This is a genomic window from Streptomyces lomondensis, from assembly GCF_014651035.1.
In the GTDB taxonomy this organism is placed as follows: domain Bacteria; phylum Actinomycetota; class Actinomycetes; order Streptomycetales; family Streptomycetaceae; genus Streptomyces; species Streptomyces lomondensis.
The window spans coordinates 13,820-35,736 of sequence record NZ_BMWC01000025.1 but is presented as its reverse complement, the minus strand read 5'-3'; the positions used below and the strand labels follow the sequence as shown (position 1 = coordinate 35,736).

20 protein-coding genes and 1 pseudogene are annotated in these 21,917 nt (G+C 70.3%); 9 read left to right on the top strand and 12 right to left on the bottom strand.

The genetic code is table 11. The features are described from left to right. Nucleotides 1-273, top strand: a 273-nt coding sequence (locus IE255_RS38300) for an aldehyde dehydrogenase family protein (protein WP_190055057.1), incomplete at its 5' end; no start/stop codon positions are given. A gap of 86 nt (nt 274-359) precedes the next feature. Next, nucleotides 360-1,094 carry an SDR family NAD(P)-dependent oxidoreductase gene (locus IE255_RS38295; protein ID WP_190055056.1) on the top strand — a complete coding sequence of 245 codons (735 nt, stop codon included), beginning with the start codon at nt 360-362 and terminating at the stop codon, nt 1,092-1,094. A 37-nt stretch (nt 1,095-1,131) separates the two neighbouring features. Here IE255_RS38295 and IE255_RS40270 read toward each other — a convergent pair whose 3' ends face one another. Beyond that, entirely contained in the window at nt 1,132-1,434 is a 303-nt protein-coding gene (locus IE255_RS40270) for an alpha/beta hydrolase (RefSeq protein WP_190055055.1), read from the bottom strand. 301 nt (nt 1,435-1,735) lie between these two features. Continuing rightward, nucleotides 1,736-2,521 (bottom strand): ABC transporter permease, encoded by a 786-nt coding sequence (locus IE255_RS38285; RefSeq protein ID WP_190055054.1) that lies wholly within the window; start codon nt 2,519-2,521, stop codon nt 1,736-1,738. 118 nt (nt 2,522-2,639) lie between these two features. Between IE255_RS38285 and IE255_RS38280 the strand changes: the two are divergent. Further along, nucleotides 2,640-3,686, top strand: a pseudogene (locus IE255_RS38280) (SpoIIE family protein phosphatase); the annotation flags it as partial. A gap of 3 nt (nt 3,687-3,689) precedes the next feature. Here IE255_RS38280 and aztD read toward each other — a convergent pair. The 4 genes from aztD to aztB all read right to left on the bottom strand — a co-directional run bounded on the left by aztD (nt 3,690) and on the right by aztB (nt 8,057). Then, nucleotides 3,690-4,889 carry a zinc metallochaperone AztD gene (gene aztD / locus IE255_RS38275; RefSeq protein WP_190055053.1) on the bottom strand — a complete coding sequence of 400 codons (1,200 nt, stop codon included), beginning with the start codon at nt 4,887-4,889 and terminating at the stop codon, nt 3,690-3,692. 88 nt (nt 4,890-4,977) lie between these two features. Further along, the gene (gene aztC / locus IE255_RS38270) at nt 4,978-5,937 is read right to left on the bottom strand and encodes a zinc ABC transporter substrate-binding protein AztC (RefSeq protein ID WP_190055052.1); all 960 of its coding nucleotides are present in this window, start codon (nt 5,935-5,937) and stop codon (nt 4,978-4,980) included. Further along, nucleotides 5,934-7,178, bottom strand: a complete 1,245-nt coding sequence (locus tag IE255_RS38265) for a hypothetical protein (protein ID WP_190055051.1) — start codon at nt 7,176-7,178, stop codon at nt 5,934-5,936. Before IE255_RS38265 ends, aztC begins: the two co-directional genes overlap by 4 nt. Before the next feature lie 21 nt (nt 7,179-7,199). Continuing rightward, nucleotides 7,200-8,057, bottom strand: coding sequence for a zinc ABC transporter permease AztB (aztB, locus tag IE255_RS38260; protein WP_190055050.1), 858 nt, complete (start codon nt 8,055-8,057; stop codon nt 7,200-7,202). A gap of 14 nt (nt 8,058-8,071) precedes the next feature. On the opposite strand from aztB, the gene aztA reads away from it, so the two are divergent. Both aztA and IE255_RS38250 read left to right on the top strand, forming a co-directional pair. Continuing rightward, nucleotides 8,072-8,815: a zinc ABC transporter ATP-binding protein AztA gene (aztA, locus tag IE255_RS38255; RefSeq protein WP_190055049.1), complete on the top strand. Its 744-nt coding sequence runs from the start codon at nt 8,072-8,074 to the stop codon at nt 8,813-8,815. A 284-nt stretch (nt 8,816-9,099) separates the two neighbouring features. After that, entirely contained in the window at nt 9,100-9,858 is a 759-nt protein-coding gene (locus tag IE255_RS38250; RefSeq protein ID WP_190055048.1) for a thioesterase II family protein, read from the top strand. Nucleotides 9,859-9,978: 120 nt separating this feature from the next. On the opposite strand, the gene IE255_RS38245 is transcribed toward IE255_RS38250, so the two are convergent. Together IE255_RS38245 and IE255_RS40670 are read right to left on the bottom strand one after the other, a co-directional pair. Continuing rightward, the gene (locus tag IE255_RS38245; protein ID WP_190055047.1) at nt 9,979-10,197 is read right to left on the bottom strand and encodes a DUF5988 family protein; all 219 of its coding nucleotides are present in this window, start codon (nt 10,195-10,197) and stop codon (nt 9,979-9,981) included. Between the two features lie 14 nt (nt 10,198-10,211). Continuing rightward, nucleotides 10,212-10,898 (bottom strand): 4'-phosphopantetheinyl transferase family protein, encoded by a 687-nt coding sequence (locus IE255_RS40670; RefSeq protein WP_190055046.1) that lies wholly within the window; start codon nt 10,896-10,898, stop codon nt 10,212-10,214. A 116-nt stretch (nt 10,899-11,014) separates the two neighbouring features. Between IE255_RS40670 and IE255_RS38235 the strand changes: the two genes are divergently transcribed. Together IE255_RS38235 and IE255_RS38230 are read left to right on the top strand one after the other, a co-directional pair. Then, nucleotides 11,015-12,028 carry a 3-dehydroquinate synthase family protein gene (locus IE255_RS38235; RefSeq protein ID WP_190055045.1) on the top strand — a complete coding sequence of 338 codons (1,014 nt, stop codon included), beginning with the start codon at nt 11,015-11,017 and terminating at the stop codon, nt 12,026-12,028. 127 nt (nt 12,029-12,155) lie between these two features. After that, nucleotides 12,156-12,590, top strand: coding sequence for a type II 3-dehydroquinate dehydratase (locus IE255_RS38230; RefSeq protein WP_190055044.1), 435 nt, complete (start codon nt 12,156-12,158; stop codon nt 12,588-12,590). A gap of 100 nt (nt 12,591-12,690) precedes the next feature. Here IE255_RS38230 and IE255_RS38225 read toward each other — a convergent pair whose 3' ends face one another. After that, nucleotides 12,691-13,422, bottom strand: a complete 732-nt coding sequence (locus IE255_RS38225; RefSeq protein ID WP_190055043.1) for a VC0807 family protein — start codon at nt 13,420-13,422, stop codon at nt 12,691-12,693. 177 nt (nt 13,423-13,599) lie between these two features. Here IE255_RS38225 and IE255_RS38220 point away from each other — a divergent pair, with 177 nt between their 5' ends. After that, a complete protein-coding gene (locus IE255_RS38220; protein WP_190055042.1) occupies nt 13,600-15,489 on the top strand; it encodes a sensor histidine kinase in 1,890 nt (629 codons plus the stop codon). Continuing rightward, nucleotides 15,441-16,103 (top strand): response regulator transcription factor, encoded by a 663-nt coding sequence (locus tag IE255_RS38215; protein WP_048574253.1) that lies wholly within the window; start codon nt 15,441-15,443, stop codon nt 16,101-16,103. Before IE255_RS38220 ends, IE255_RS38215 begins: the two co-directional genes overlap by 49 nt. 51 nt (nt 16,104-16,154) lie before the next feature. Here IE255_RS38215 and IE255_RS38210 read toward each other — a convergent pair whose 3' ends face one another. The 3 genes from IE255_RS38210 to IE255_RS38200 form a co-directional block, all read right to left on the bottom strand. Beyond that, entirely contained in the window at nt 16,155-18,911 is a 2,757-nt protein-coding gene (locus tag IE255_RS38210) for a helix-turn-helix transcriptional regulator (RefSeq protein WP_268255769.1), read from the bottom strand. Nucleotides 18,912-19,282: 371 nt separating this feature from the next. Further along, on the bottom strand, nt 19,283-20,278 hold the full coding sequence (locus tag IE255_RS38205) for a 3-deoxy-7-phosphoheptulonate synthase (RefSeq protein WP_190055040.1): 996 nt from the start codon (nt 20,276-20,278) through the stop codon (nt 19,283-19,285). Continuing rightward, nucleotides 20,275-21,864, bottom strand: coding sequence for an acyl-CoA carboxylase subunit beta (locus IE255_RS38200; RefSeq protein ID WP_190055039.1), 1,590 nt, complete (start codon nt 21,862-21,864; stop codon nt 20,275-20,277). Before IE255_RS38200 ends, IE255_RS38205 begins: the two co-directional genes overlap by 4 nt. Nucleotides 21,865-21,917 lie beyond the last annotated feature (53 nt).

Sequence of the window (21,917 nt, the reverse complement as noted above, 5' to 3'; positions counted from 1 at the left end):
ATCCTCACCTTCGACGACGAGGACGAGGCCGTCACCGCCGCCAACAACACCGAATTCGGCCTCGCCGCCTACCTGTTCACCCAGAACCTCGACCGCGCCCTGCGCGTCAGCGAGCGCCTGGAGAGCGGCATGATCGGCCTCAACACCGGCCTCGTCTCCAACCCCGCCGCCCCCTTCGGCGGCATCAAGCAGTCCGGCCTCGGCCGCGAAGGCGGACACGTCGGCATCGACGAGTTCCTCGAATACAAGTACCTCGCCGTTCCCGTGGCATAACGACTTCGACGCAGGTGAGACGGTGGGAACGCCTCAGCCGGGCCCTGTCTGTCCGACCGACACTCCGCAACCCGACGAGAGCGAACATGAGACTCCAGAACGTCAACGCCGTGATCACCGGAGCGTCGAGCGGGATCGGTCAGGCAGTCGCCTCCCATTTCCGCCGCGAGGGCGCCAACCTCCTGCTCACCGGACGGCGACCCGAGCTGCCCGAGGATCATCCGGACGATCTCTACCTCCCAGGCGACCTCAACGACGAACCCTTCGTCTCCGAGCTCGCCGCCCGCGCAGCGGACCACTTGGGGGAGGTCGAGGTGGTCGTCCTCTGCCACGGTTTCCAGGCGTCCAGCCCGCTCACGGACATGACCTACGACGACGCACGCGAGGTGCTGGACAGTAACCTCCTGAGCGCGTTCCTGGTCATGAAGCACCTGATGCCGCTGGCTCCCGAGTCGGGGGCGTCGATCGTGTGCGTCAGCTCGCGGCTCGGCATGGTCGGCATGCCGAACCAGACCATGTACTCCGCCGCCAAGGGCGGTCTCATCGCTCTCGCGCGCGGCGCCGCCGTCGAATGGGCGGCCCGCAACATCCGCGTCAACGTGGTGGCACCCGGTCTGACCGTGACGCCCGTCATCGAGGCGTCCTTCCAGCGGCGACCCGATCCCGCCGCCTACCGGCGCACCAAAGAGGAGTCCATCCCGCTCGGCCGGCTCGCGACCCCTGAAGAGGTCGCTGACGCGGTTCTCTTCCTCGCCTGCCCGGAGTCGTCGTACATCACCGGCGCCGTCCTTCCCGTGGATGGCGGCTACACAGCGTTCTGAGCCGAGCCCAAGCTGGTCGAAGGCGGCCGACCAGGCGCTACCGGCCGGATGCGTCACCTGGCAGGCCGCGTCCCCCTCCACGTGCCTGAGGGCACGGCCGGTCGTCGGCGGGCGCGAGCCGGGCCGTGTCGGTGCGAAGGTCGCGCGCCATCCGGGCCGCCGTGTCGTACGAGGCTGAACCCGTGTCGGGTCCCGGCACCACGACCGCGATCCGCCGAGCCGCCCGCAGGTCCCCGTACATCTCGGTGACCTGTCCACGTCCCCGTGGGTCGAGGGCGGGAACGTGGTGGGCCCGAGAAGGAGTTCTGACTACGTCGCCGCCCGTGTGCGGGCCTGCCATCGGTCGCCAGTGGGCTGCTCCTGGTCGGCGGCCCGGGCCCGTTCACGGTCGCGCTCGGCGGTGACTGCCCGTCCGTGGTGCCCAGCCCACCGTCCCCGCGTCCCGCGCAACTCCTGGAAGTCCGCGGTGTCCGGATCTTCTCCAGGTTCTCCCGTACGTCGCCCTGCGTGAAAGGCCGGCGGCCGGCGGAGAGGTGCCCGCGCTCCGTGTGTCCCCCTGGTGGGGCCGCCCCCCACCCCTCGAACTGCTGCCGCAGCCGCTCGGGACACGGGCCGAACCTGCCGATCGGCAGGCGGGCGTATCAGGCGTCCCGCTTGATGAACAGGGTTCCCCACAGGGCGAGCAGGGCGGCGCCGTAGGCGGTGAAGACCAGGCCGCCCGCGAGGGGTCGGAGCGGCGCCGGGCCGCCGTCGAAAGGCGTCTCCGAGCTGACGGCCATCCGCTCGCCCGCTGTGAACGGCAGGTAGGCGGCCAGAGGTTGGAGCGACTCGAAGGCTGGCATCCCGAGGATCAGCGAGATCAGGCCTTCAACGATCACGGGGACGGTGATGAGCAGCACGATGGCCGCCGGGACGCTGCGGGCGATGCCGGCGAGCGCGAGCCCGAACAGCGCGCAGACCACGAGGAACACGACGTATCCGACGGCCACGCGGCCCATCGGGGGCGCGGTGAACACCTCCCTGCCGCTCGGTCCGCCCACCAGCAGGCCGATCCCCACGCTCTCGGCGGCCAGGAGCACCCCGACCACGGCGGCCACCGCGGCGACGACCAGGGCCTTGGCGGCCCACAGGTGCCCGCGACGTGGGACCGCCGTGAGCGCGGCGCGGATCGTCCCGTACCGGTACTCGTGCCCCGTGGCGAAAACGCCGATCAACCCCATGAAAACGAAGATCAGCGGGATCATGCCGGTACCGCCGCTGAGCGCCAGCGCGGCCGCGTCGCCGGCGAGCTGCCCCTCCCTGTCCTTGCCACCAACGGTGAGCAGGAACGCCAACAGCCCCTGGGCGACAGCGGACAGCTCGATCAGCCACCACGTGGAGCGCACGGTGGTGAGCCGAACCCATTCGTAGCGCAGCGCGCTGGTCATCGCGTTCCCTCCGGAGTGTCTGGGGTGCTCGATACCGCGGCCGTCTCCATCGATCGGGGTGCCGCGGGGGTGGCGACGAACTGCTCGGCGTCGGCGGTCGCCTCGAGGAACGCCTCCTCCGCTGCCGGGCGCCCGGGTCGCGCTGGTGGTCGGCGACGTGGTCGGACACGGCCTCCACGCCGCGGCGACCATGGGCCAGTTGCGCGCCGCGGTGCACACCTTCTCCGCCCTCGACCTGTGCCCGGACGAACTCCTCGGGCACCTGGACGAGCTGGTCACCCGGATCGACAGCGAGGAGAGCGCCGACCGGGACGACAAGGGCGTCACGGGAGCCACCTGTCTCTACGGGATCTACGACCCGGCCTCCGCGACGTGCTCGCCGGCCCGCTCCGGGCATCCGGAGCCGGCCCTGGTGCACCCCGACGGCACCGTCGAGTACCTGCGTGTACCGGGCTCCCCACCGCTCGGCCTGGGCAGCGGGCTGCCCTTCGAGACCGCCGAACTCACCCTGCCCGAGGGCTCCCGGCTGGTCCTGTACACCGACGGCCTGGTCGAGGACCGGGGCCGGAGCATCGACTCCGGCCTGGAGGCACTGCGCGCCGCCCTGGCGCGCCCGGGCCGGACCTCGGAGGAGACCTGCCAGGACGTCTTCGACGCTCTGCTTCCGGCCCGTCCGAGCGACGACATCGCCCTGCTCGTCGCCCGTACGCACCTGCTCGACCCGTCCCAGATCGCCGACTGGGACGTGCCGGGCGATCCCGCTGTCGTCGCCGGCATCCGGGCCGACGTCGCCCGCCGGCTGGGCTCCTGGGGCCTGGAGGAGTTGGCCTTCGCGACCGAGTTGATCATCAGCGAGCTGGTCACCAAAGCCATCCGCTATGGCACCGGCCCGATCCGTCTGCGGCTGCTGCACGACCGGGACAGCCTGATCTGCGAGGTCGCCGACGGCAGCAGCACCGCGCCGCGCCTTCGCCGGGCGGCGATCACCGACGAAGGCGGGCGGGGGCTGTTCCTGGTGGCCCAGTTCGCGCAGCGGTGGGGCACCCGCTACCTGGCACGAGGCAAGGTCATCTGGACGGAGCAGTCGCTCCACGGTCCGGCACCGGACGCCGGTGAAGCCACCGCCGACAGTGTGCTGGACCAGTGGGACGACTCGGGCGGGTGAGGATCAGTGTCCCGCCACGACGCCGGACAGCTCGTTCGTGCTCTTCGGCAGCGTCACGGACGTGACCTTCTCGCCCGACTCGATGTCGACGGCGTGCAGCCTGCGCTTGCCCGGCTCGGAGACGTACGCGGTGTGGTCGCGGACGAAGAGGGTGGGCCGGGCCTGCTGCCAGTCCAGCGGCTCCTGCCACTGGTCCACGACGGGGATCTTCTTCTCCACCTTGCCCGTCTCCGGGTCGATGACGTGGAGCGTGCCGTTCGTGCCGAGGACGAGTGCCTCGCCGTGGGGTCCGCGGCCGAGCGAGCGGAAGGAGTAGCTGGTGCCCAGGTCGACCAGGCGCAGCTTCGCGGTCTCGGTGTCGATGAGCGAGATGCGGGTCGGCCGCTCCAGTTCGGCCTCCGGGTCGGTCTTGTAGTCGCCCAGGAGGATCGGCGAGGCGTCGCTGCCCCGCTGGTTGCCGATGCGGCCGTAGTCGTCGGGGGCGTCGACCTTGGTGAACTCGCCGTCCTTGTAGATCAGGACGCCGTCCTCGCAGCCGACGGCGACGGCCTCGCCCTTGGCCGCGGCCTCGCCGTGCACGCCGGGGCAGTTCTCGCTGCGCTTGATCTCCTTGTTGTTCTTGTCCAGGACGAGGGCGCCGGTGCGCTTCTCCTCGGTGCCCAGGGTGCTGAGGAGTTCGCCGTTGCTCAGTTCGATGGCGACGCCGTGGTGCGGTTCGGCGGAGGTGTAGGTGCGCCCTTCCGGCTTCTTGCCGCCCGCGAGGTCGTCGGGGTCGAGCACGTTGACCTCGCCGGTGCCGTCGGTGAAGAGCACCGTCTTGCCGGCGTGCTGGACGACGTGCCCGGGCTTGGCGCCCTTGTACTCGATGCCGGTGAAGGTCTGCTCGGCGGCGTTCAGGACGCGGAAGCCGGAGTCGGTGGAGACGATGACGTGGGAGTCGTCGCCGGCGGGGTTGACACGGTTGAAGCCGGGCAGCTCGATCGTGGCGGCCGGCTTCAGGCTCTCGCCGTCGAGGACGTACAGACCGCCGTCGAACGTGGCGACCAGCGGGTCCTTGACCGCTACGGCCTTGGTGCCCGGCGCGTTCTTGGCCTGCGCGTCGGACGAGGAGGTGTCCTCTCCTGCGCAGGCGGTCAGGACCGCGGCGGTCGCGAGGGCGAGGGCCGTGCCCGTGAGGGCTCTGTTGCGTGTCGACTTGTTCACCGGTGTGTTCCTTTCTGGGCCGCGCGGGCGCGGCGTCGGTGCGGGTGCTTGCTGGCCGGTCGGCCGGTGTCCAGGAGCGGGGGCGGGGTCAGGCGCCGGTCAGGCCGTCGGTCATGGCGGTGGTGTTGGCGCGCATCATCTGCAGGTAGGTGCCGGCGCCCTTGCCCTTCTCGGTCAGTGATTCGGAGTAGAGCTCGACGACGCGCACCTGGCCGCCCAGCTCCGTGCGCAGGACCTCGGCCAGTCGTTTGGGCTGGGAGGAGTCGGCGAAGACGGTGCGCGCTCCTGCCTCGCGCATGGCCTGGGTGAGCGAGCGCAGGTCGGAGGAGCTGGGCGAGGCCAGCGTCGTACCGCTCGGGATCACCGCGCCGATCACCCGGAAGCCGAAGCGTTCGGCGAGGTAGCCGAAGACGTGGTGGTTGGTCACCAACGCGCGTTGCTTTTCGGGTATGCGGTCGAAGGACTTCTCCATCCAGGTGGTGAGGTCGGCGAGTTGGTCGTCGTAGCGGTCGGCGTTGGCGCGGATCGCCTTCTCGTCCACGCCGTCCACGTGCTCGACGACCTGATCGGCGATCAGGCCGGCGGCCTTGCGTACGCGGTCGGGGTCGGTCCAGAAGTGCGGGTCGGGCTGCCCGGCCTCCTCCTCGGGGCCTCCGTCGTCGTGCGCCTGGAAGGTGAGGGGGTCCACCGCCTTGCCGGTCTCGAAGGTGGCCACTCCGGACTCGCGGGCGGCCTCCACGTGCCGCAGTACGTTCTCCTCCAGGCCCAGCCCGTTGAAGACCACGAGGTCCGCGCGCTCCAGTTCGGCGGCCTGCACGGCCGACAGACCGAAGGAGTGCGGGTCGGCGTTCGGTTTCATCAGCACGGTGACGTCGGCTTGGTCGCCGACGATCTCGCGGGTGATGTCGCCGAGGATGTTGGTCGTCACCACGACCCGGGGCCGGTCGTCGCTGTCCGTGCAGGCGGTCGCCGCACCGGCCGGGAGGAGGGTGAGCAGGGCGAGCAGAAGGGTGCGCACGCGCCGCGTCCGTCGCGTCTTTCCCGTCATCGTCCGGTCTCCGCCATCAGGGCCGGCTCGATGTCCAGGTCGAAGGTGCGCGCGATGCGCAGGTTGTCGTTGTAGTCGATCTCGTACACGCGTTTGCCCTTGAGGTCGTTGAGGTAGGCGCGGCTGCGGTCGACCTCGATGACCGGCCCCGTGTTCCCGTCGGTGCCGGCGTCCAGGTCGCCCGTCACAAGCGGCTTCGTCCGGGAGACCTGCTTGCCGGTGGTGATGTCGTAGCCGTGGAGGGCTCCGTCGGTCTCGAGGACGATCAGGACGGACCCCTCGCCCGCGGTATTGGCGGAGACCACGGGGCCGTTGGTCCTCACTCGCGTCCACGTGCGCTCGGTGACGTCCAGGACCCACACGGCCCGCTCGCCGGCCGGCGCCGTGAGCGTGTCGCTGCCGGGCCGGTGCCGGAAGGCCGTGGCACGTTGCTTCGCGGGTACGTCGCCGTCGTACGGGATCTTCTCGGCGGTGAACGTGCCGTCGGCCTCACGGACGAGGAGGGCGCCGTCGGCGCATCCGAGGACGACTCCGCGCCGGGTGACGGCGTCTCCCCGCGGTTCCTCGCACCGCGCGTCCGGCGACGCGACGCGCCTGCCCTCCCGGTCGTACACCGCGAGGGTCGCGGAGCCCTTCCCGTCGTCCGTGAGGCTGAGCAGGTGTTCCGCGTACGGCACGACAGCCTCCGCGTGTGTTCCGGGAAGTGTGCGAGGGGAGCCGACCCTGCCCTTCTCCAGTTCGGCCCGGTGGTAGGTCCTGGCCCGGCCGTCCGCGTCGGTCACCGCGGTCACGGCGGCGTCGCTGCGGACGCGCGCGCCCGGGCCTCCGGGCAGCCGGCCCACGTCACGTATCCGTGCGCGGTAGTAGTGCACGTGGTCACCGTGGTCCACCATCCAGGCACCGCTGTCGAGGACGTGCGTGCCGCCCGTGGTGTGGAGGTAGCCGAACCGGCCGTCCGTGGTGAGGTGCGTGGTGTCCGGCGTCCGGGACACCTCGTGCACCTTTCCGGTGATGAGATCGAGGACGCGGGAGTCTCCGGTCCGTGGGTCGTTGAGTACCAGCCGGGACTGCTGCTCGGCCCTCTCCTGCGCCCCTTCGACGTACCCGTGCGGAGCGGCGGACGTGGGAGTCGCCCTCGGGGCGGACGCGTCGGCGCCCTGCCCGGCGCAGCCGGTGGCGAGCAGTGCGACGGTCACGAGCGCGGCCGGTGCCCAAGGAGTGAGGTTTCTTCGGACGGACAAAGGGATCGCCTCGGGTTTCTTTCAGTCGGTTGCCGCGGCGTGAGCGCCGACCAGGCGCGCACGGCGGTGGTGGCGGAGACCGGACGCCAGATGGGAGAGGAAGAACAGGGCCACCGCGAGGGCGGAGACGGTCGCGCCGGCCGCGGTGCTCAGATGCCAGGACAGCAGCAGGCCGCAGAAGGTGGCGGTGATGCCGAGCAGCGCCGCCAGGGCCATGACGCCCCGCACGCTGCGCGCCCACGGCAGCGCGGCGGCCGGCGGGGCGATGAGCAGGCCCAGGACCAGCAGCGTCCCCACGATGTGGAAGGAGGCGACGATGGCCAGCGCCAGCAGGCCGAGCAGCACCGCGTGAGCCAGGCGGGGGCGCAACCCGAGCGTCCGGGCCTTGCGCGGGTCGAAGGCCAGGGCGAGAAAGGCCCGGTGGCCGAGGACGGAGACGACCAGCGCCAGCAGCAGCGCCCCGCCCAGCAGCACCAGGTCCTGTTCACGGACGGCGAGGACGTCACCGAAGAGGAACCCGGTCAGGTCGACCGCGAAGGACTGCGAGCGCGACACGATGATCACGCCGAGCGACAGCATCCCCACGAACAGCAGGCCGATACCGGTGTCCTGGGACAGCCTCGGCGTGCGGCCGAGGGCGGTGACGCCCGCCGTCATGACGGCCGCGCTCAGCAGCGCCCCCACCAGCAGGTTGCCGCCGAACAGCGCGGCGAGCGCGACTCCCGGCAGCAGCCCGTGGGACATGGCGTCGCCGAGGAAGGCCATCCCCCTGAGCACCACCCAAGTGCCGGCCAGGGCACAGATCGCCGACACCAACATCCCGCCCCACAGGGCCCTTTGCACGAAGGTCACCTCGAAGGGGCCCGTCAACCAGTCCATGTAAACACACTATAATGAAAATCATGTTCAAGACATCCCCGCTCTCCCCCGCCCCCAGCCAGGAGAGAACGCCCCGCATCCGCTTCACCGAACTCTGCGCCGGATACCCGGGCCGCCCCGTCCTGCATCAACTCGACGGCGAAATACCGGCGTTGGCGACCACAGCACTGGTCGGCCCGAACGGAAGCGGGAAGTCCACCCTGCTCGGAGTCCTGGCCGGCGTGATCCACCCCACATCAGGCGAGCTCCACCACGAGGGCGACCGGCCACCCGCCTTCGTCCCGCAACGCGGCGCCGCCGGTGACGCCCTGCCGTTGACGGTCAGGCAGACGGTGGAGATGGGGCGCTGGGGCGAACGCGGCCTGTGGCGCCGACTGACCCGGCAGGACCGCGCCACCGTCGACACGGCCATGGAGCGACTGGGCATCACCGACCTCGCCACCCGTCAGCTCGGCGAACTGTCCGGCGGACAGCGACAGCGCGCCCTGATCGCCCAAGGGCTCGCCCAGGGGTCGGACCTGCTGCTGCTGGACGAGCCGACCACCGGACTCGACCCCGAGGCGAGAGAGCGGATCGCGACGCTGCTGACGGAACTGGTCAGCGACGGAGTGACCGTCGTCCAGGCCACACACGACCTGGAGGCCGCGCGCTCGGCGAACACCTGCCTGCTGCTCCGCGACGGCCGCCTGGCAGGCCAGGGGAGCCCCGAGCAACTGCTCACCGCCTCGACGCTCACCCAGATCTGGCAACCGGCATGACGGGACCGCCCCGTCGTGACACGCGCAGGTATTCTCGGGGCGCGCCGCACCGGACACCGGGAAAAGCTCACGACAAGCCATTCCGGCAACGGCGGCATATTCAACTAGCGTCGGATCTTCTCTCCCCGAATTCCGCGACCTCCCCTGGGCCGAATTACGCAACCCCTAGAAGACAGGGGTTGTGCCCGTTCGGCACGGCCCGGCAGGCTGGTGCGTGAATCCCGCTCGCCGTGCGGGCAGGCGCGACCGCCCTCCTCGACCGGCAGCACGCGAAAGGACTTCGGGTGACCGCGAACCTCACCGACACCAGCCTGTGGATCCGTCGATTCCACCCGGCCCAGGACGCGCCGGCCAGGCTCCTGTGCCTGCCGCACGCCGGAGGCTCCGCACCGTTCTACTTCCCCGTCTCCGCGGCGCTTTCGCCCGACGTCGACGTACTCGCCGTGCAGTACCCGGGCCGTCAGGACCGCCGCGCCGAGCCGTGCGTCGAGTCCCTCCCCGAACTGGCCGACATACTGGTCGAGCAGGTCGTGCCGTGGACCGACCGGCCGCTCGCGCTGTTCGGGCACAGCATGGGCGCCTCGCTCGCGTTCGAGCTCGCCCTGCGTCTGGAGGAGCGGGGGACGGTGCCGCTGGTGGTGTTCGCCTCCGGGCGGCGCGCGCCGTCCCGGCACCGGAACGAGACCGTCCACCTGCAGGACGACGCCGGCATGGTCGCCGAACTGCGTGCGCTCAGCGGCACCAACGCCCAGGTGTTCGGCGACGAGGAGCTGCTGCGCATGGTGCTGCCCGCGATCCGCAGCGACTACAAGGCCGCCGAGACCTACCGGCACACGGCCGGCGCCCGCCTCGCCGCCCCCATCCATGTGCACGTGGGCACCGAAGACCCGAAGGCGACCCTGGACGAGGCCCGCGCCTGGGGCGAGCACACGAAGAGCGACTTCGAGATGCACACCTATCCGGGCGGGCACTTCTACCTGAACGACCACGCACCGCGTGTCATATCCACGATTTCCCAGAAGATTTCCGCACTGCTCGCGTAAGCGGATCAGCGGTAATACCTCGCACTGGCCGAGGGCCGGAAACGTGTTGGGGCGCACCGCCGTCTGGCGGTGCGCCCCAACACGTTCCGGCCCCGAGGATCCGTCGGGCCGCGAACCGTGTCACTCGGCGAGCTTGGTGACCCCCAGCCAGACGAACACCCGCAACTGCATGCCGTCGTGGGTCTCGCTCTCGGCGGTCGGCTCGAAGTGTTCGTAGCGGTTGCCCCGCAGCAGCTTCAGATTGTCGTCGGTGTCCTCCACGTAGCGGATGCGCTGATCGTCCGTCAGGTAGGGCGATGCGCCGCCCCGGAGAATCACATTCGGTTCGACGGTGTTCATACGGTTTCCTCTCCTCAAAGGCCGCTGTCAACAGACGAGCCGCTCGCAACCGACAACGCGATGGCTGTCACCACGAGACCGTTTCCGGTAATCCACCGCCCTGCGATCTCCCGGGGGAAATCCTGAGCACCCCGCACGTGGGAGCCCAGCCGCACGGAGAACGTGCCCTCCACCCGGTCGAAGTCGATCAACGCGTCCTCGAATTCCAGCGGACGGCGCCTGAGGGGATACCAGGTCTTGTAGACGCTCTCCTTGGCGCTGAAGAGCATCCTGTCCCAGTGCACTTCGGGCGCGTCGGCGAGCAGTTCCTTGACCATGACCTGCTCTTCAGGGAGCGCCACGACCTCCAGGACACCGTCCGGCAGCGGCTCGTTGGGCTCCGCGTCGATGCCCACCGAGGCCACCTCGGAGGCGCTGCCGACGGCCGCGGCACGGTAGCCGCGACAGTGTGTGATGCTGCCCCTGACCGAGCGCGGCCAGACAGGAGCGCCTCTTCGCCCTTGGAGCACGGGCTGCGGAACGGAGTATCCGAGGCGCGCGAGTGCCTGACGCGCGCAGTACCTTCCGGAGGTGAATTCACGGCGTCGCGATTCCACCGAGTCACATATGAGAGCCTCCTCCTCAGGGAAAAGCGTGGCCTCCGCCGGATCCTCGTACGTTTCGTACGAGGCGACCTGAGTCGGTAGTATCTTCTCGAGCATTGAGTTCCCTTAGGGAGCGATTTCGAGCAGCGTATTTGTCGCCCCCTCGGCGCTGGTACCCCTATGCCACCCCTGATTTCCCCGGACGGCCGACCACGAGGAGTTTTCAAGTGTCCATGACGCACAGGCGGATCGAGGTCGCGCTCGGCGAACGCTCGTACGCCGTACGCATCGGCCCGGGGGTACGCCACACGCTTCCCGAGGTCGTCGCCGAACTGGGCGCCAGGCGGGTCGCCGTGGTGTCCGCGCGGCCGGCGGACTGGGTGCCCGATCCCGGGGTGCCCAGCCTGATGCTCGCGGCCAGGGACGGCGAGGAGGACAAGACGCTGGCGACGGTGGAGGAACTGTGCCGCCGCTTCGCCGAGTTCGGCCTGACCCGGTCGGACGCCGTGGTCTCCTGCGGCGGCGGCACGACCACCGACTCCGTCGGTCTCGCCGCCGCGCTCTACCACCGCGGCGTACCGGTGATCCATCTGCCGACGTCGCTGCTGGCGCAGGTGGACGCGAGCGTCGGCGGGAAGACCGCGGTGAACCTCCCCGAGGGCAAGAACCTGGTCGGCGCGTACTGGCAGCCGAAGGCCGTGCTGTGCGACACCGACTATCTGGAGACACTGCCGGAGCGGGAGTGGATCAACGGCTACGGCGAGATCGCCCGCTGCCACTTCATCGGAGCGGGCGATCTGCGGTCGCTGCCGCTGCACGAACAGATCGCCGCGAGCGTGGCCCTCAAGGCGTCGGTCGTGACCGCCGACGAGCGGGACACGGGCCGCCGTCACATCCTCAACTACGGCCACACACTGGGGCATGCGCTGGAGCGGGCGACGGACTACGCGCTGCGGCACGGCGAGGGCGTCGCCATCGGCACGGTCTTCGCCGGCCGGCTCGCGGGTGCGCTCGGCCGGATCGGCGCGGCGCGCGTCGCCGAGCACCTGGATGTCGTACGCGGCTACTCGCTTCCCACCGAGATTCCCGCCGGACTCGCCCCGGACCGGCTCATCGCTCTGATGCGGCTCGACAAGAAGGCCACGAGCGGTCTGTCGTTCGTCCTGGACGGCGCCCGCGGCCCCGAGCTCGTTCACGACGTCCCGGAGGCCACCGTCGCCGAGACCCTGGCCTCGGTGACCCCCTAAGTTCCCCCTGAACACCCCACACTTGGCGGCATGCGGACCGGTGTGGGGCTTCGGCAGGGCACGGTGTGACCACTAGGGAACACTGCCGGGCCCTGCGGGGCGCCGGTCCGAGCACGCGGGGTGCATCGTGAGCAGACTGCTTCTCCTCAACGGGCCCAACCTGGGGATCCTCGGCCACCGCGAGCCCGAGGTGTACGGGAAGGCGACGCTGGCCGACATCGAGGCGGCCGTGGCGCAGGAGGTGAAGGGCAACGGCTGGGACGTGGTGTCCGTCCAGCGCGAGTCCGAGGGCGAGCTGATCCAGGCCATCCAGAGCAGCTACGACACCGTCGGCGCGATAGTGAACCCCGGCGCCCTGATGATCGCCGGCTGGAGCCTGCGGGACGCGCTCGCCAACTACCCGCGCCCCTGGATCGAGGTCCATCTGTCCAATGTGTGGGCGCGGGAACAGTTCCGGCACGAGTCAGTGATCGCGCCACTGGCCAGCGGGATCGTCGTGGGGCTCGGGGCCTACGGGTACGAACTGGCGGCCCGCGCCCTGCTGAACCTGACAAAGGACTGACCCGTCCGGGCGGCACCACATGAGTACGGGGGTGGACTCACGTGGTGAAGGGGACGCCCGGACGGGAGTGTTGGGGAAGCTCCGCGAGGTCCGCGGAGGCTCAGACGGAGCTCGGCCTGCCGAGCCGGACGGCGAGCCGCCTGGCGTACGCCTTGCTGAACTGCACGACCGCGATCAGCATCACGACCAGCAGTCCCGCGCCGAGGAGCGGCACGCTGTCGACCGGCAGCGTGTACGCCATCACCACCCGGGCCACGGCGTCGATCAGGAAAGCGGCTCCCCATGCGGCGGTCATCAGGCGCATGGCCTTGCGGAAGTCCGGGGAGTTGTCCCAGTCCTCGCGCCAGGAACGCGCGGTGGCCTCCGGGAGGATCTGGATGGTCGCCGCGTAGAGGAAGGGCCGCTTGGCCAGCAGGGTGCTGAGCATCCAGAGGCCGACGAGCGCGGTGAAGTAACTCTCCCTGGCCAGGACCAGTCTGGGGTCTCCGGTGAGCAGTGACACCAGTGTGCTGGTGACGATGATGCTCAGGGAGAAGAGCGTCGTCCGCTCCACCTTGCGCTCTCTGACCACCTGGTACACGAGGCGGGCCAGCGGCAGGGCACCGCTGATCACGAGGGCGAGCCACTGGTTCATGCCCAGCATCCGCAGGCCGTAGTAGAGAAGGAGCGGCAGTGCCATGTCGAGGGCAGTGACCTTGATCAGCATGGTGCGCGGGTTGCGTTCCTCGCGCTGCGGTGCGGCCGCGGCCGCTGACTCCTCCGTCCGCGGCTCCGTGCCGGCCTGCGTCGCACCGTTCGCCCGCCGTGGCCGTTGCGGCAGTTCTGTCGCCACCGTGGCCTCCTCCCTGTCGTGCCGCCGTCCCGTGCTTGCTTCGTTCCTCACGCTATGTGCCGGGCGTGGCCGTCCGGAATGCAGTCACGAGCACAGTGGGGGTGCAGAAAACTGCACCCCCACCGGCGTCTCCCCGGCCGTGCCAGACTGGAGATCCATCCGGACTGCGGAGGTGCGGTGACCGGCGACGTCAGACCTGCCATCGGCTCCTGGCCCTACCGGCACGGGCCCGCGCCGGCCCGCGGGGCGGCCCTGGCCGCCCTCTCCGTCGTGGGGTTGCTGTGTTTCGTGCCGACGGCCGTGGCGGCCGCGCTCGGCGCCGGCGGCACGGTGCTGCGTCTGCGCCGGCTGCCGCTGCTGCGCCGCCGCCTGGCCGCCGCCTGGTCCGGGGTGGACATCCCCGTGCCGTACACCTCGCCGGTATCGGCCCCGCAGCCCCGCGAGGGCGGCTGGTTCCGCCAGGGCCGACGGCTGTACGCGTCCGAAGAGGCCGCCCTGCGCAAGCGGCGGGCCCGGCAGGTCTCCCGGGACCGGGCGACGCTGCGGGATCTGGTGTGGCTACTGGTCGACCCCCTGCTGTGCGCGCCCCTGGCGCTGCTGCCCGCCGCTCTGGTGGGCTGCGGCCTCGCGGGGCTCACGGCTGTGCTGTGGTGGCAGGTGTCCTGGCCGGCGCTCGGGGCGGCGGTGCTCGGTGTGCCGCTGCTGCTCGTGGGCTTCGCCGCGGGCCCCTGGGCGCTGCGGGCGCACGGCCGTCTGACGAAGCGCCTGCTGTCGCCCGGCGGTGTGGCGGGCGGCCCGGGGGCGGGTTGGTGGACGTGGCCACGGCGGGCCGCTCAGGGCCTGGGCGCGGCCGTCCTGCTGTGTCTGCTCGCGCTGTGCGGGTTCCTGCTGGCCCTGTTCCAGCTGGTGGCGCTGGTCCTGTCGGTGCCCCTGGGGCTGGTGCCCGTCTTCGCGTGGGCGGTCGAGCCGAGCCGGCGTCTGACCGGGCTGTGGCGGGAGCTGCTGGGCGAGTGGGCCGGGGTGGACATCCCCGCGCCGTACCGGCCGAGGCCCGAGCCGCCGGCCCAACGGGCGGACGGGCATTACGCGTACGGCAGGCATCTGCACAGCAATCCGATCCTGCCCAGGTGGCTGACCGCGCGGCGCCGGCTGCTCGGCGACCCCGCGACCTGGCGGGACCTGCTGTGGCTGCTGCTCAACCCGTTCGTCTGTGCGGTGCTGCTGCTCGGCCCGGCGGCCGTGGTCGCGCTGGTGGTGCGGTGGGGTGCCGGCGGGCCGGGCCTCGCGCTCGGCGTGCCGCCCGCGGTGCTCGCGGTGTGGGTGACGCCGTACGCCCTGCGCGGCCTGGCCGCGTGGAGTGCGCTGCTGCTCGCGCCGACCAGGAAGTCCCAGCTCGCCCTGCGCGTCGAGCAGTTGACCGCGACGCGGGCGGAGGCCTCCGGTGTCCAGGCCGCCGAGCTGCGCAGGATCGAGCGGGATCTGCACGACGGGGCGCAGACGCGGCTGGTCGCCATCGGCATGACGCTGCGGGCCATCGAGCGGCGCCTGGACGGGCAGTCGCCCGAGCTGCTCGAGATGGTGGCCGAGGCCCGTGAGAACTCGGCCGCGGCCCTCGCCGATCTGCGCGCGCTGGTGCGCGGGGTGCATCCGCCCGTGCTGGCCGAGCGGGGGCTGGCGGACGCCGTGCGCGCGCTGGCACTCGGCCATCCGCTGGCGGTGGACGTGAGCGTCGATCTGCCGGGCAGGCCGGCGCCGCCCGTGGCGGCGTGCGCGTACTTCTCGGTGAGCGAGGCGCTGTCGAACGCCGCCAAGCACTCGGGCGCCGAGCGGGTGCGCGTCGTCCTGCGCCATGCGGCGGGCGCGCTGTGGATCACCGTGACCGACGACGGCCGCGGTGGCGCGGATCCGACGCTGGGCAGCGGGCTGCGGGGGATCCAGCGGCGGCTCGCTACCTTTGACGGTCTGTTAGAAGTGGCCTCCCCTCCCGGCGGCCCCACCACCTTGACCATGGAGTTGCCGTGCGTGTTGTCCTCGGCGAGGACCAGTACCTCCTCAGAAAAGGACTGACCCATCTACTGGAGGACCACGGCTTCGAGATGACCGCCGTGGTCGACAACGGCCCTGATCTGTTGACGGCGCTGCTCGATCACCGGCCCGATGTGGCGCTCGTCGATGTGCGGCTGCCGCCGACGTTCACCGACGAAGGACTGCGGGCGGCGCTCGCGGCCCGCAAAGAGCTGCCAGGACTGCCGGTCCTGGTGCTTTCGCAGTATGTGGAGCAGTTGTACGCGCGCGAGCTGCTCGCGGACGGCCAGGGCGGGATCGGCTATCTGCTCAAGGACCGTGTCTTCGACGACGACGAGTTCATCGGCTCGGTGCGCCGGGTGGCCGCCGGCGGCACGGCCATGGATCCGGAGGTGGTGGCCCAGCTGGTCCGTCCCGGCGGGCAGCGCAGTCCGCTGTCGACGCTGACGGAGCGGGAGCGGGAAGTGCTCGCGCTCATGGCGGAGGGCCGGTCCAACGGGGCCATCTCGGAACGGCTGTTCCTCAGCGACAGCGCGGTGAGCAAGCACACGGCCAGCATCTTCGCCAAGCTGGACCTGCCGCAGTCCAACCATGACAACCGGCGAGTGCTGGCCGTGATCGCTTACCTCAACAACACCCATGACACGCAGGAGTAGAACGCGGTGACACGGGCATACGGGCAGACGGGGAAATCTGCCCTTGCACCATCAAGCCGTTGATGCGGCGTGGAATTCCAGCTCGACGGGCAGGTCGGTTCTGCGCTTGACCTTCAACTTCCGGAATATTTTGGTGAGATGCTGCTCCACCGTGCTGACGGTGATGTGCAGCTTTCCGGATATCTCGCGGTTGGTGTAGCCGAGCGAGGCCAGCGCGGCGACCTTGCGCTCGGAGAGCGTGAGCATGTCGGCCGCCTGCCGTGCCGGGGTGCCGGGCTGCTTCCAGGTGTCGCCCTCGTCCGGCACGAGCATCAGCGGCTGCTCGTGGCTCGGGGCGCTCTGCTCCTGCATCCGCTGGACCCGGCACTCCTTGGCGAGGCGGCCGGCCCTGCGCGAGATCATCCGCGCCTTGCCGAACTCGCCGAGGACCTGATGCACCCTGCTGAGGTCGTACAGCGCCTGGGTGAGCGTCAGCCGGTCCCCGCTGACCTGGAGGACCTCGACGGACTCCTTCAGGAGCCGCAGCCGCCCCCGGTGGCCGGTGGTCGCGGCAAGCACCCGCAGCGAGGCGCCGTGGGTACGCGACTTGGGCGAGCCGGAGAGGGACATCTGCTCCTGGGCGAGCTGTTGGGCCCGCTCGTAGTCGCCGAGCCTGAGGTGGACCTCCGCGGAGTCGCTGCGCCACGGGACGAGCGCGGGGGCGTCGAGGTCCCAGGCCGTCATCAGCTCTCCGCAGTAGCGGAAGTCGGCGAGCGCGGCCTGCAGCCGGTCGGTGGCCAGGTAGTAGCGGCCTCTGGCCCGCTGGTAGGCCAGCCCGTACCGGGTCTGGAACATGGCCGACGGAACCGGTTCCTTCAGGTACTTGCGGGCGCTCTCGAAGTCCCCCATGGCGGTGGCCGTGTACAGGAGGGCTCCGAGCGGCACGCCGATCGCGACGCCCCAGCCGTCGGGGCCGATCAGGTCCAGGGCGCGGGCCGCGTGTCTCTCGGCGTCGACCAGCTCGCCGTTGCGGATGGCTATCTCGGCCCGGCAGGCGGAGAAGACCGCATGCCACCAGGTGACGCCGCGGGCCTCCGCCTCGGCGAGCAGCATGTCGCACCAGCGCGCCGCCAAGGGCAGCCGCTCGCCGTAGACGAGCGTCTGGATGGCCGAGGTGATGGCTTCCAGGGAGTTGTCGGTGAGGGGGGTGCCCTGCAGTATCTGCTCGGCTACGCGGGTGCACCGCCCGTCACCGTCGCCCTGGCTGAGGACCGCGCTGAGCACTGCGGCGGCCTGGTCCTGCTGGGCCGGCGGCGCGGCGGCGCTGTCGGCCTGCGGCACGGGGGCGCCGTCGATGTCGGCGGGCAGGAACTGCGGGTAGGCGTGGCTGAGCCAGTCCCTGGTGCTGCTCAGGAGGCTGCCGAGGGGTTCGTTCACCGTCGGGCGCAGCCGCACCAGTTGGTCCAGTGCCTCGGCGGCCTCCTCGGTCCGCCCGTGCCACATGCCGTAGCGCACGAGCGCGGCCGTCTGGTCGGCGTCGAGGTGTCCGTCCCGCTGCTCCTGGAAGAGGGCCGTCAGGTGGCGGGCCGCCGCCCCGGGGTCCTTGCGCCACTCGGCGCGGATCAACAGCATCCTCAGCTGGGCGCGCTGGCGTGCCTCGGTGCAGACGGAGAGCGCGAACTCGACGTACTTGATGGCGGCCGCGTCGTCGTCGACGGCCAGCGCCTCCTCGGCCGCCCGCCGCAGCTCGCCGACGGCCCAGTCGGCCCGCACGCTCTTGGCCGCCACGAGGTGCTCGGCGACCTCGATGGCGTCTCCCGCGCCCTGGCGCAGCAACTGCGCGGCGCCCGTGTGCAGTCGGGCCAGCTCGGTTCCTGGCAGGTCGTCGTACACGGCGGCGCGGCCGAGCGGGTTCCGGAAGCAGTCGCCGTCCAGCAGCCCCAGGGCGTGCAGGGCGTGCAGCAGGCGGGTGACCACATCGGGGTCACGGCCGATCAGTTTCGCGACCCGGTCCGACGATGCCGCGGTGTCGAGGACGGCGAGCGCCCTGGCCACGGCGAGCGCGTCCGGGCCGCTGCGCTGCAGGCAGGTGAGCACGGCCTGGCGGAAGCTTTCGCCGGCCACGCGGGAGTCGCGCTCGAAGGTCTCCACCGCGTCGCCGTGGTCCTCGATGAGGGCGCGAACAAGCAGTTGGTTGCCGCCCGTTGCCTCGTGGACCTCGCAGGCGAGGCTGCGCGCCGCCTCTCGCCCGAGGTGCTGCGTGACCATCTCGGATACCCCGGTCACGGACAGGGGGGCGAGGCGGATCCTGCGGAAGTGCGTCTGCCGGACGAGTTCGATCCGGTACGAGGGGTGCATCGACCAGTCGTACGCCGACTCCGCGAGCATGAGCATGGTACGGGTCGAGCGACTGCGGTTGGTCAGGCGCAACAGGCAGTCCATCGAGGGCTCGTCGGTGTGGTGCACGTCGTCGACGATGACGACCAGCGGTGCCGTCCCGGACACTTCCAGCAGTGCGGCGGTGGCTCGGCGGACGGTTTCCAGTTCGTCCTCGGGACTGATCAGCTTCTCGATGCCTTCGGCGGAAACGGCCATGCACTCGAGCAGCTGACGCAGAACACCGAAGGGAATTTCACGGTCGGCGGCCGTCGCGGTGGCCGACAGGAAAATGGCTTCGCCGGAGTTGTTCCGGTCGACAAAGGTTCGGAGAAGTTCCGTCTTTCCGTTCGCAACGGCTCCGCTGACCAGCACGATCCTGCCCCGCCCGGTGGCGGTTTCCGCAAAGAGCCCGTCTAACATTTCGAGCTCACGCTCGCGTTCGAACAGCACTATATAGACGCCTTTCCCCCGTATACCAATCTATGACATCAGGAACAAAAGTGGTTTGCCGTCATCGAAGGCGCAAAATGATGACTTCATTCCAGAATTGCATGGTCTATCTGAATGTCACATCAATTACCTCGGGCCTGCCCATACCGGCAGACCCGTCTCAGTCGTAACACTAACCCCCTCCGTACCCCCCTGTAAACCCTTACCGAAAGCTACCGGCCGGTCGAACAGCCGGCCCTCCAAGCATTCACCTTGCGTACATCTCCGGTCCCTCGACCTCAACTCGCCGTCACCTTGAAGGTCCGAACCTCAATTCAAGCTCAAATCCTTCAGGGGACCGGTCGTCACACATAGGGGTTGACAGGAGGCGGTCAACCGCGAAGCGACTCGGCAATAAGAAATGCCAGCTCCATGGCCGCATTGCCATCGGCGCAGTCGAGCCGTATCCCGCCCGGGTACGTACCGAGGTTCCTGTGGACTTCGAAGAAGCCGTGCACCTCGTCGAAAACCTGAGAAAGGGAATTTTCCCGAACCGGATCGCATTGCCACACCACCTGATGCCCTGACGCGGTCACCTTCTCGACGATGGGCGGCAGTACGTCCCGCACCCTGTCGCTGCCCATGGCAGTCATCAAGGTGACCCGGCCGGGGCTGAAATGCGGATCCATTCGCCGAACGCACTCGACGGCTTCCTCGGGAAGAGTCCCGGGGCCGATCTCAAGGCCGACCGGATTGGCAACGGACTCCACGAACGCGATATGCGGTCCTTCCCTTTCCCGGCTCCGCTCCCCCAGCCAGAGAAAATGGGCCGACAGGTCCCACGAGACAGGGCCTGCGGCCTCCTCGGAGCACGGCGGCGGCCGCTCGTGGTCGCGGGGCAGCACCTCATGGCCCGCGAAGATCCGTGTGGTCCGCAACGGGGTGTCGTCGACGGGCCAGGCGGCCATGAAACGCATCACACGGTCGATCCGCCGGGCGAGTGCCGCGTACCGGGCGCCGACCTCCGTGGTACGGACGAACTCCTGGTTCCACCGGTGCACTTGGCGCACATCGGCGACGCCGGCCGCGCGGGTCAACGCCCGCACCATGTTCAGCGCCGTCACCGAGTGCGCGTCGAGGGCTTCGTCGTGGCGGGCGGGCAGCCGGCAGATCTTGACCACCGGTACCTGAGTGCCGTACGTCAGCACGAGCGCCGCCTGCAGGAGCGTGCGGACACCGGCCACCACGCTCGTCTCGACGTCCCCCGCGGACTCGGCCACGCGGTCGCCCGTCTGCAGCACGAATGCCTCGCCGCGCGCGGCGGCCGCCATCTGCTCGGAGAGCCGACGGACCTCGGCCGCCAGGACGAGGGGCGGTCTGCCCGTCACTGCGGGGGATTGCCGTGCTTGCGCGAGGGCAGGTCGGCATGCTTGGTGCGGAGCATCGCGAGGGAGCTGACGAGGACCTCGCGGGTCTCGGCCGGGTCGATGACGTCGTCGACCAGGCCGCGCTCCGCCGCGTAGTAGGGGTGCATCAGCTCGGCCTTGTACTCCTTGACCATGCGCGCGCGCATCGCCTCGGGATCCTCGGCGGCCGCGATCTGCCGGCGGAAGATCACGTTGGCGGCGCCCTCCGCGCCCATGACCGCGATCTCGTTCGTCGGCCAGGCGTAGGTCAGGTCCGCGCCGATGGACTGGCTGTCCATCACGATGTACGCACCTCCGTAGGCCTTGCGCAGGATCAGCGAGATCCTCGGCACGGTCGCGTTGCAGTACGCGTACAGCAGCTTGGCGCCGTGCCGGATGATCCCGCCGTGCTCCTGGTCGACGCCGGGCAGGAAGCCGGGGACGTCCAGCAGGGTGACGATCGGGATGCTGAACGCGTCGCAGAACTGCACGAAGCGCGCGGCCTTCTCGGAGGCCTCGATGTCCAGCACACCGGCCAGTGACTGCGGCTGGTTGGCGACGATGCCGACGGTGTGTCCGTCGAGCCGGGCCAGGGCGCAGACGATGTTCCGCGCCCAGCGCTCGTGAACCTCCAGGTAGTCGCCGTCGTCGACGATCTCCTCGATGACCTTCGTCATGTCGTAGGGGCGGTTGCCGTCGACGGGCACGAGGTCGAGCAGCGCCTCGCCGCTCCCGCCGACGGCGGCCGGACCCGTGGCGGCCGGGGGCAGCTCGCGGTTGTTGGACGGCAGCAGGGACAGCAGGTAGCGGACCTCGGCCAGGCAGGTCTCCTCGTCGTCGTACGCGAAGTGGCACACGCCCGACGTCTCGGCGTGCACATCCGCGCCGCCCAGGCCGTTCTGCGTGATCTCCTCGCCCGTCACCGCGCGGACCACGTCCGGCCCCGTGATGAACATCTGCGAGGTGTCACGCACCATGAACACGAAGTCCGTCAGGGCAGGGCTGTAGGCCGCGCCGCCCGCGCACGGGCCGAGCATGACGCTGATCTGCGGGATCACCCCCGAGGCCCTGGTGTTGCGCTGGAAGATGCCGCCGTAGCCGGCCAGCGCCGAGACGCCCTCCTGGATACGGGCACCCGCACCGTCGTTCAGCGACACCAGCGGCGCACCGGCCGCGATGGCCATGTCCATGATCTTGTGGATCTTCGTGGCGTGGGCCTCGCCCAGCGCACCGCCGAAGATCCGGAAGTCGTGCGCGTACACGAAGACCGTCCGGCCCTCCACCGTGCCCCAGCCGGTGACCACACCGTCCGTGTACGGCTTCTTCGTCTCCAGACCGAAACCCGTGGCCCGGTGCCGGCGCAACTGCTCGACCTCGTGGAACGACTCCGGGTCGAGCAGCAACTCGATCCGCTCACGCGCCGTCAGCTTCCCCTTGGCGTGCTGCGCCTCGGTCGCCTTCTCACCGGGGCCGGCGACGGCCTGCTCCCGCATCCCCGTCAGTTCGGCGACACGGCCGCGGGCGTCGGACGCCGGCAGCCCGGCCGGGCGCTCGTGCAGGACAGTCATCTCACACCACTCCAACTCTGTGGGGATTCGTCGAGCAGCCTCAAGTCATGCGG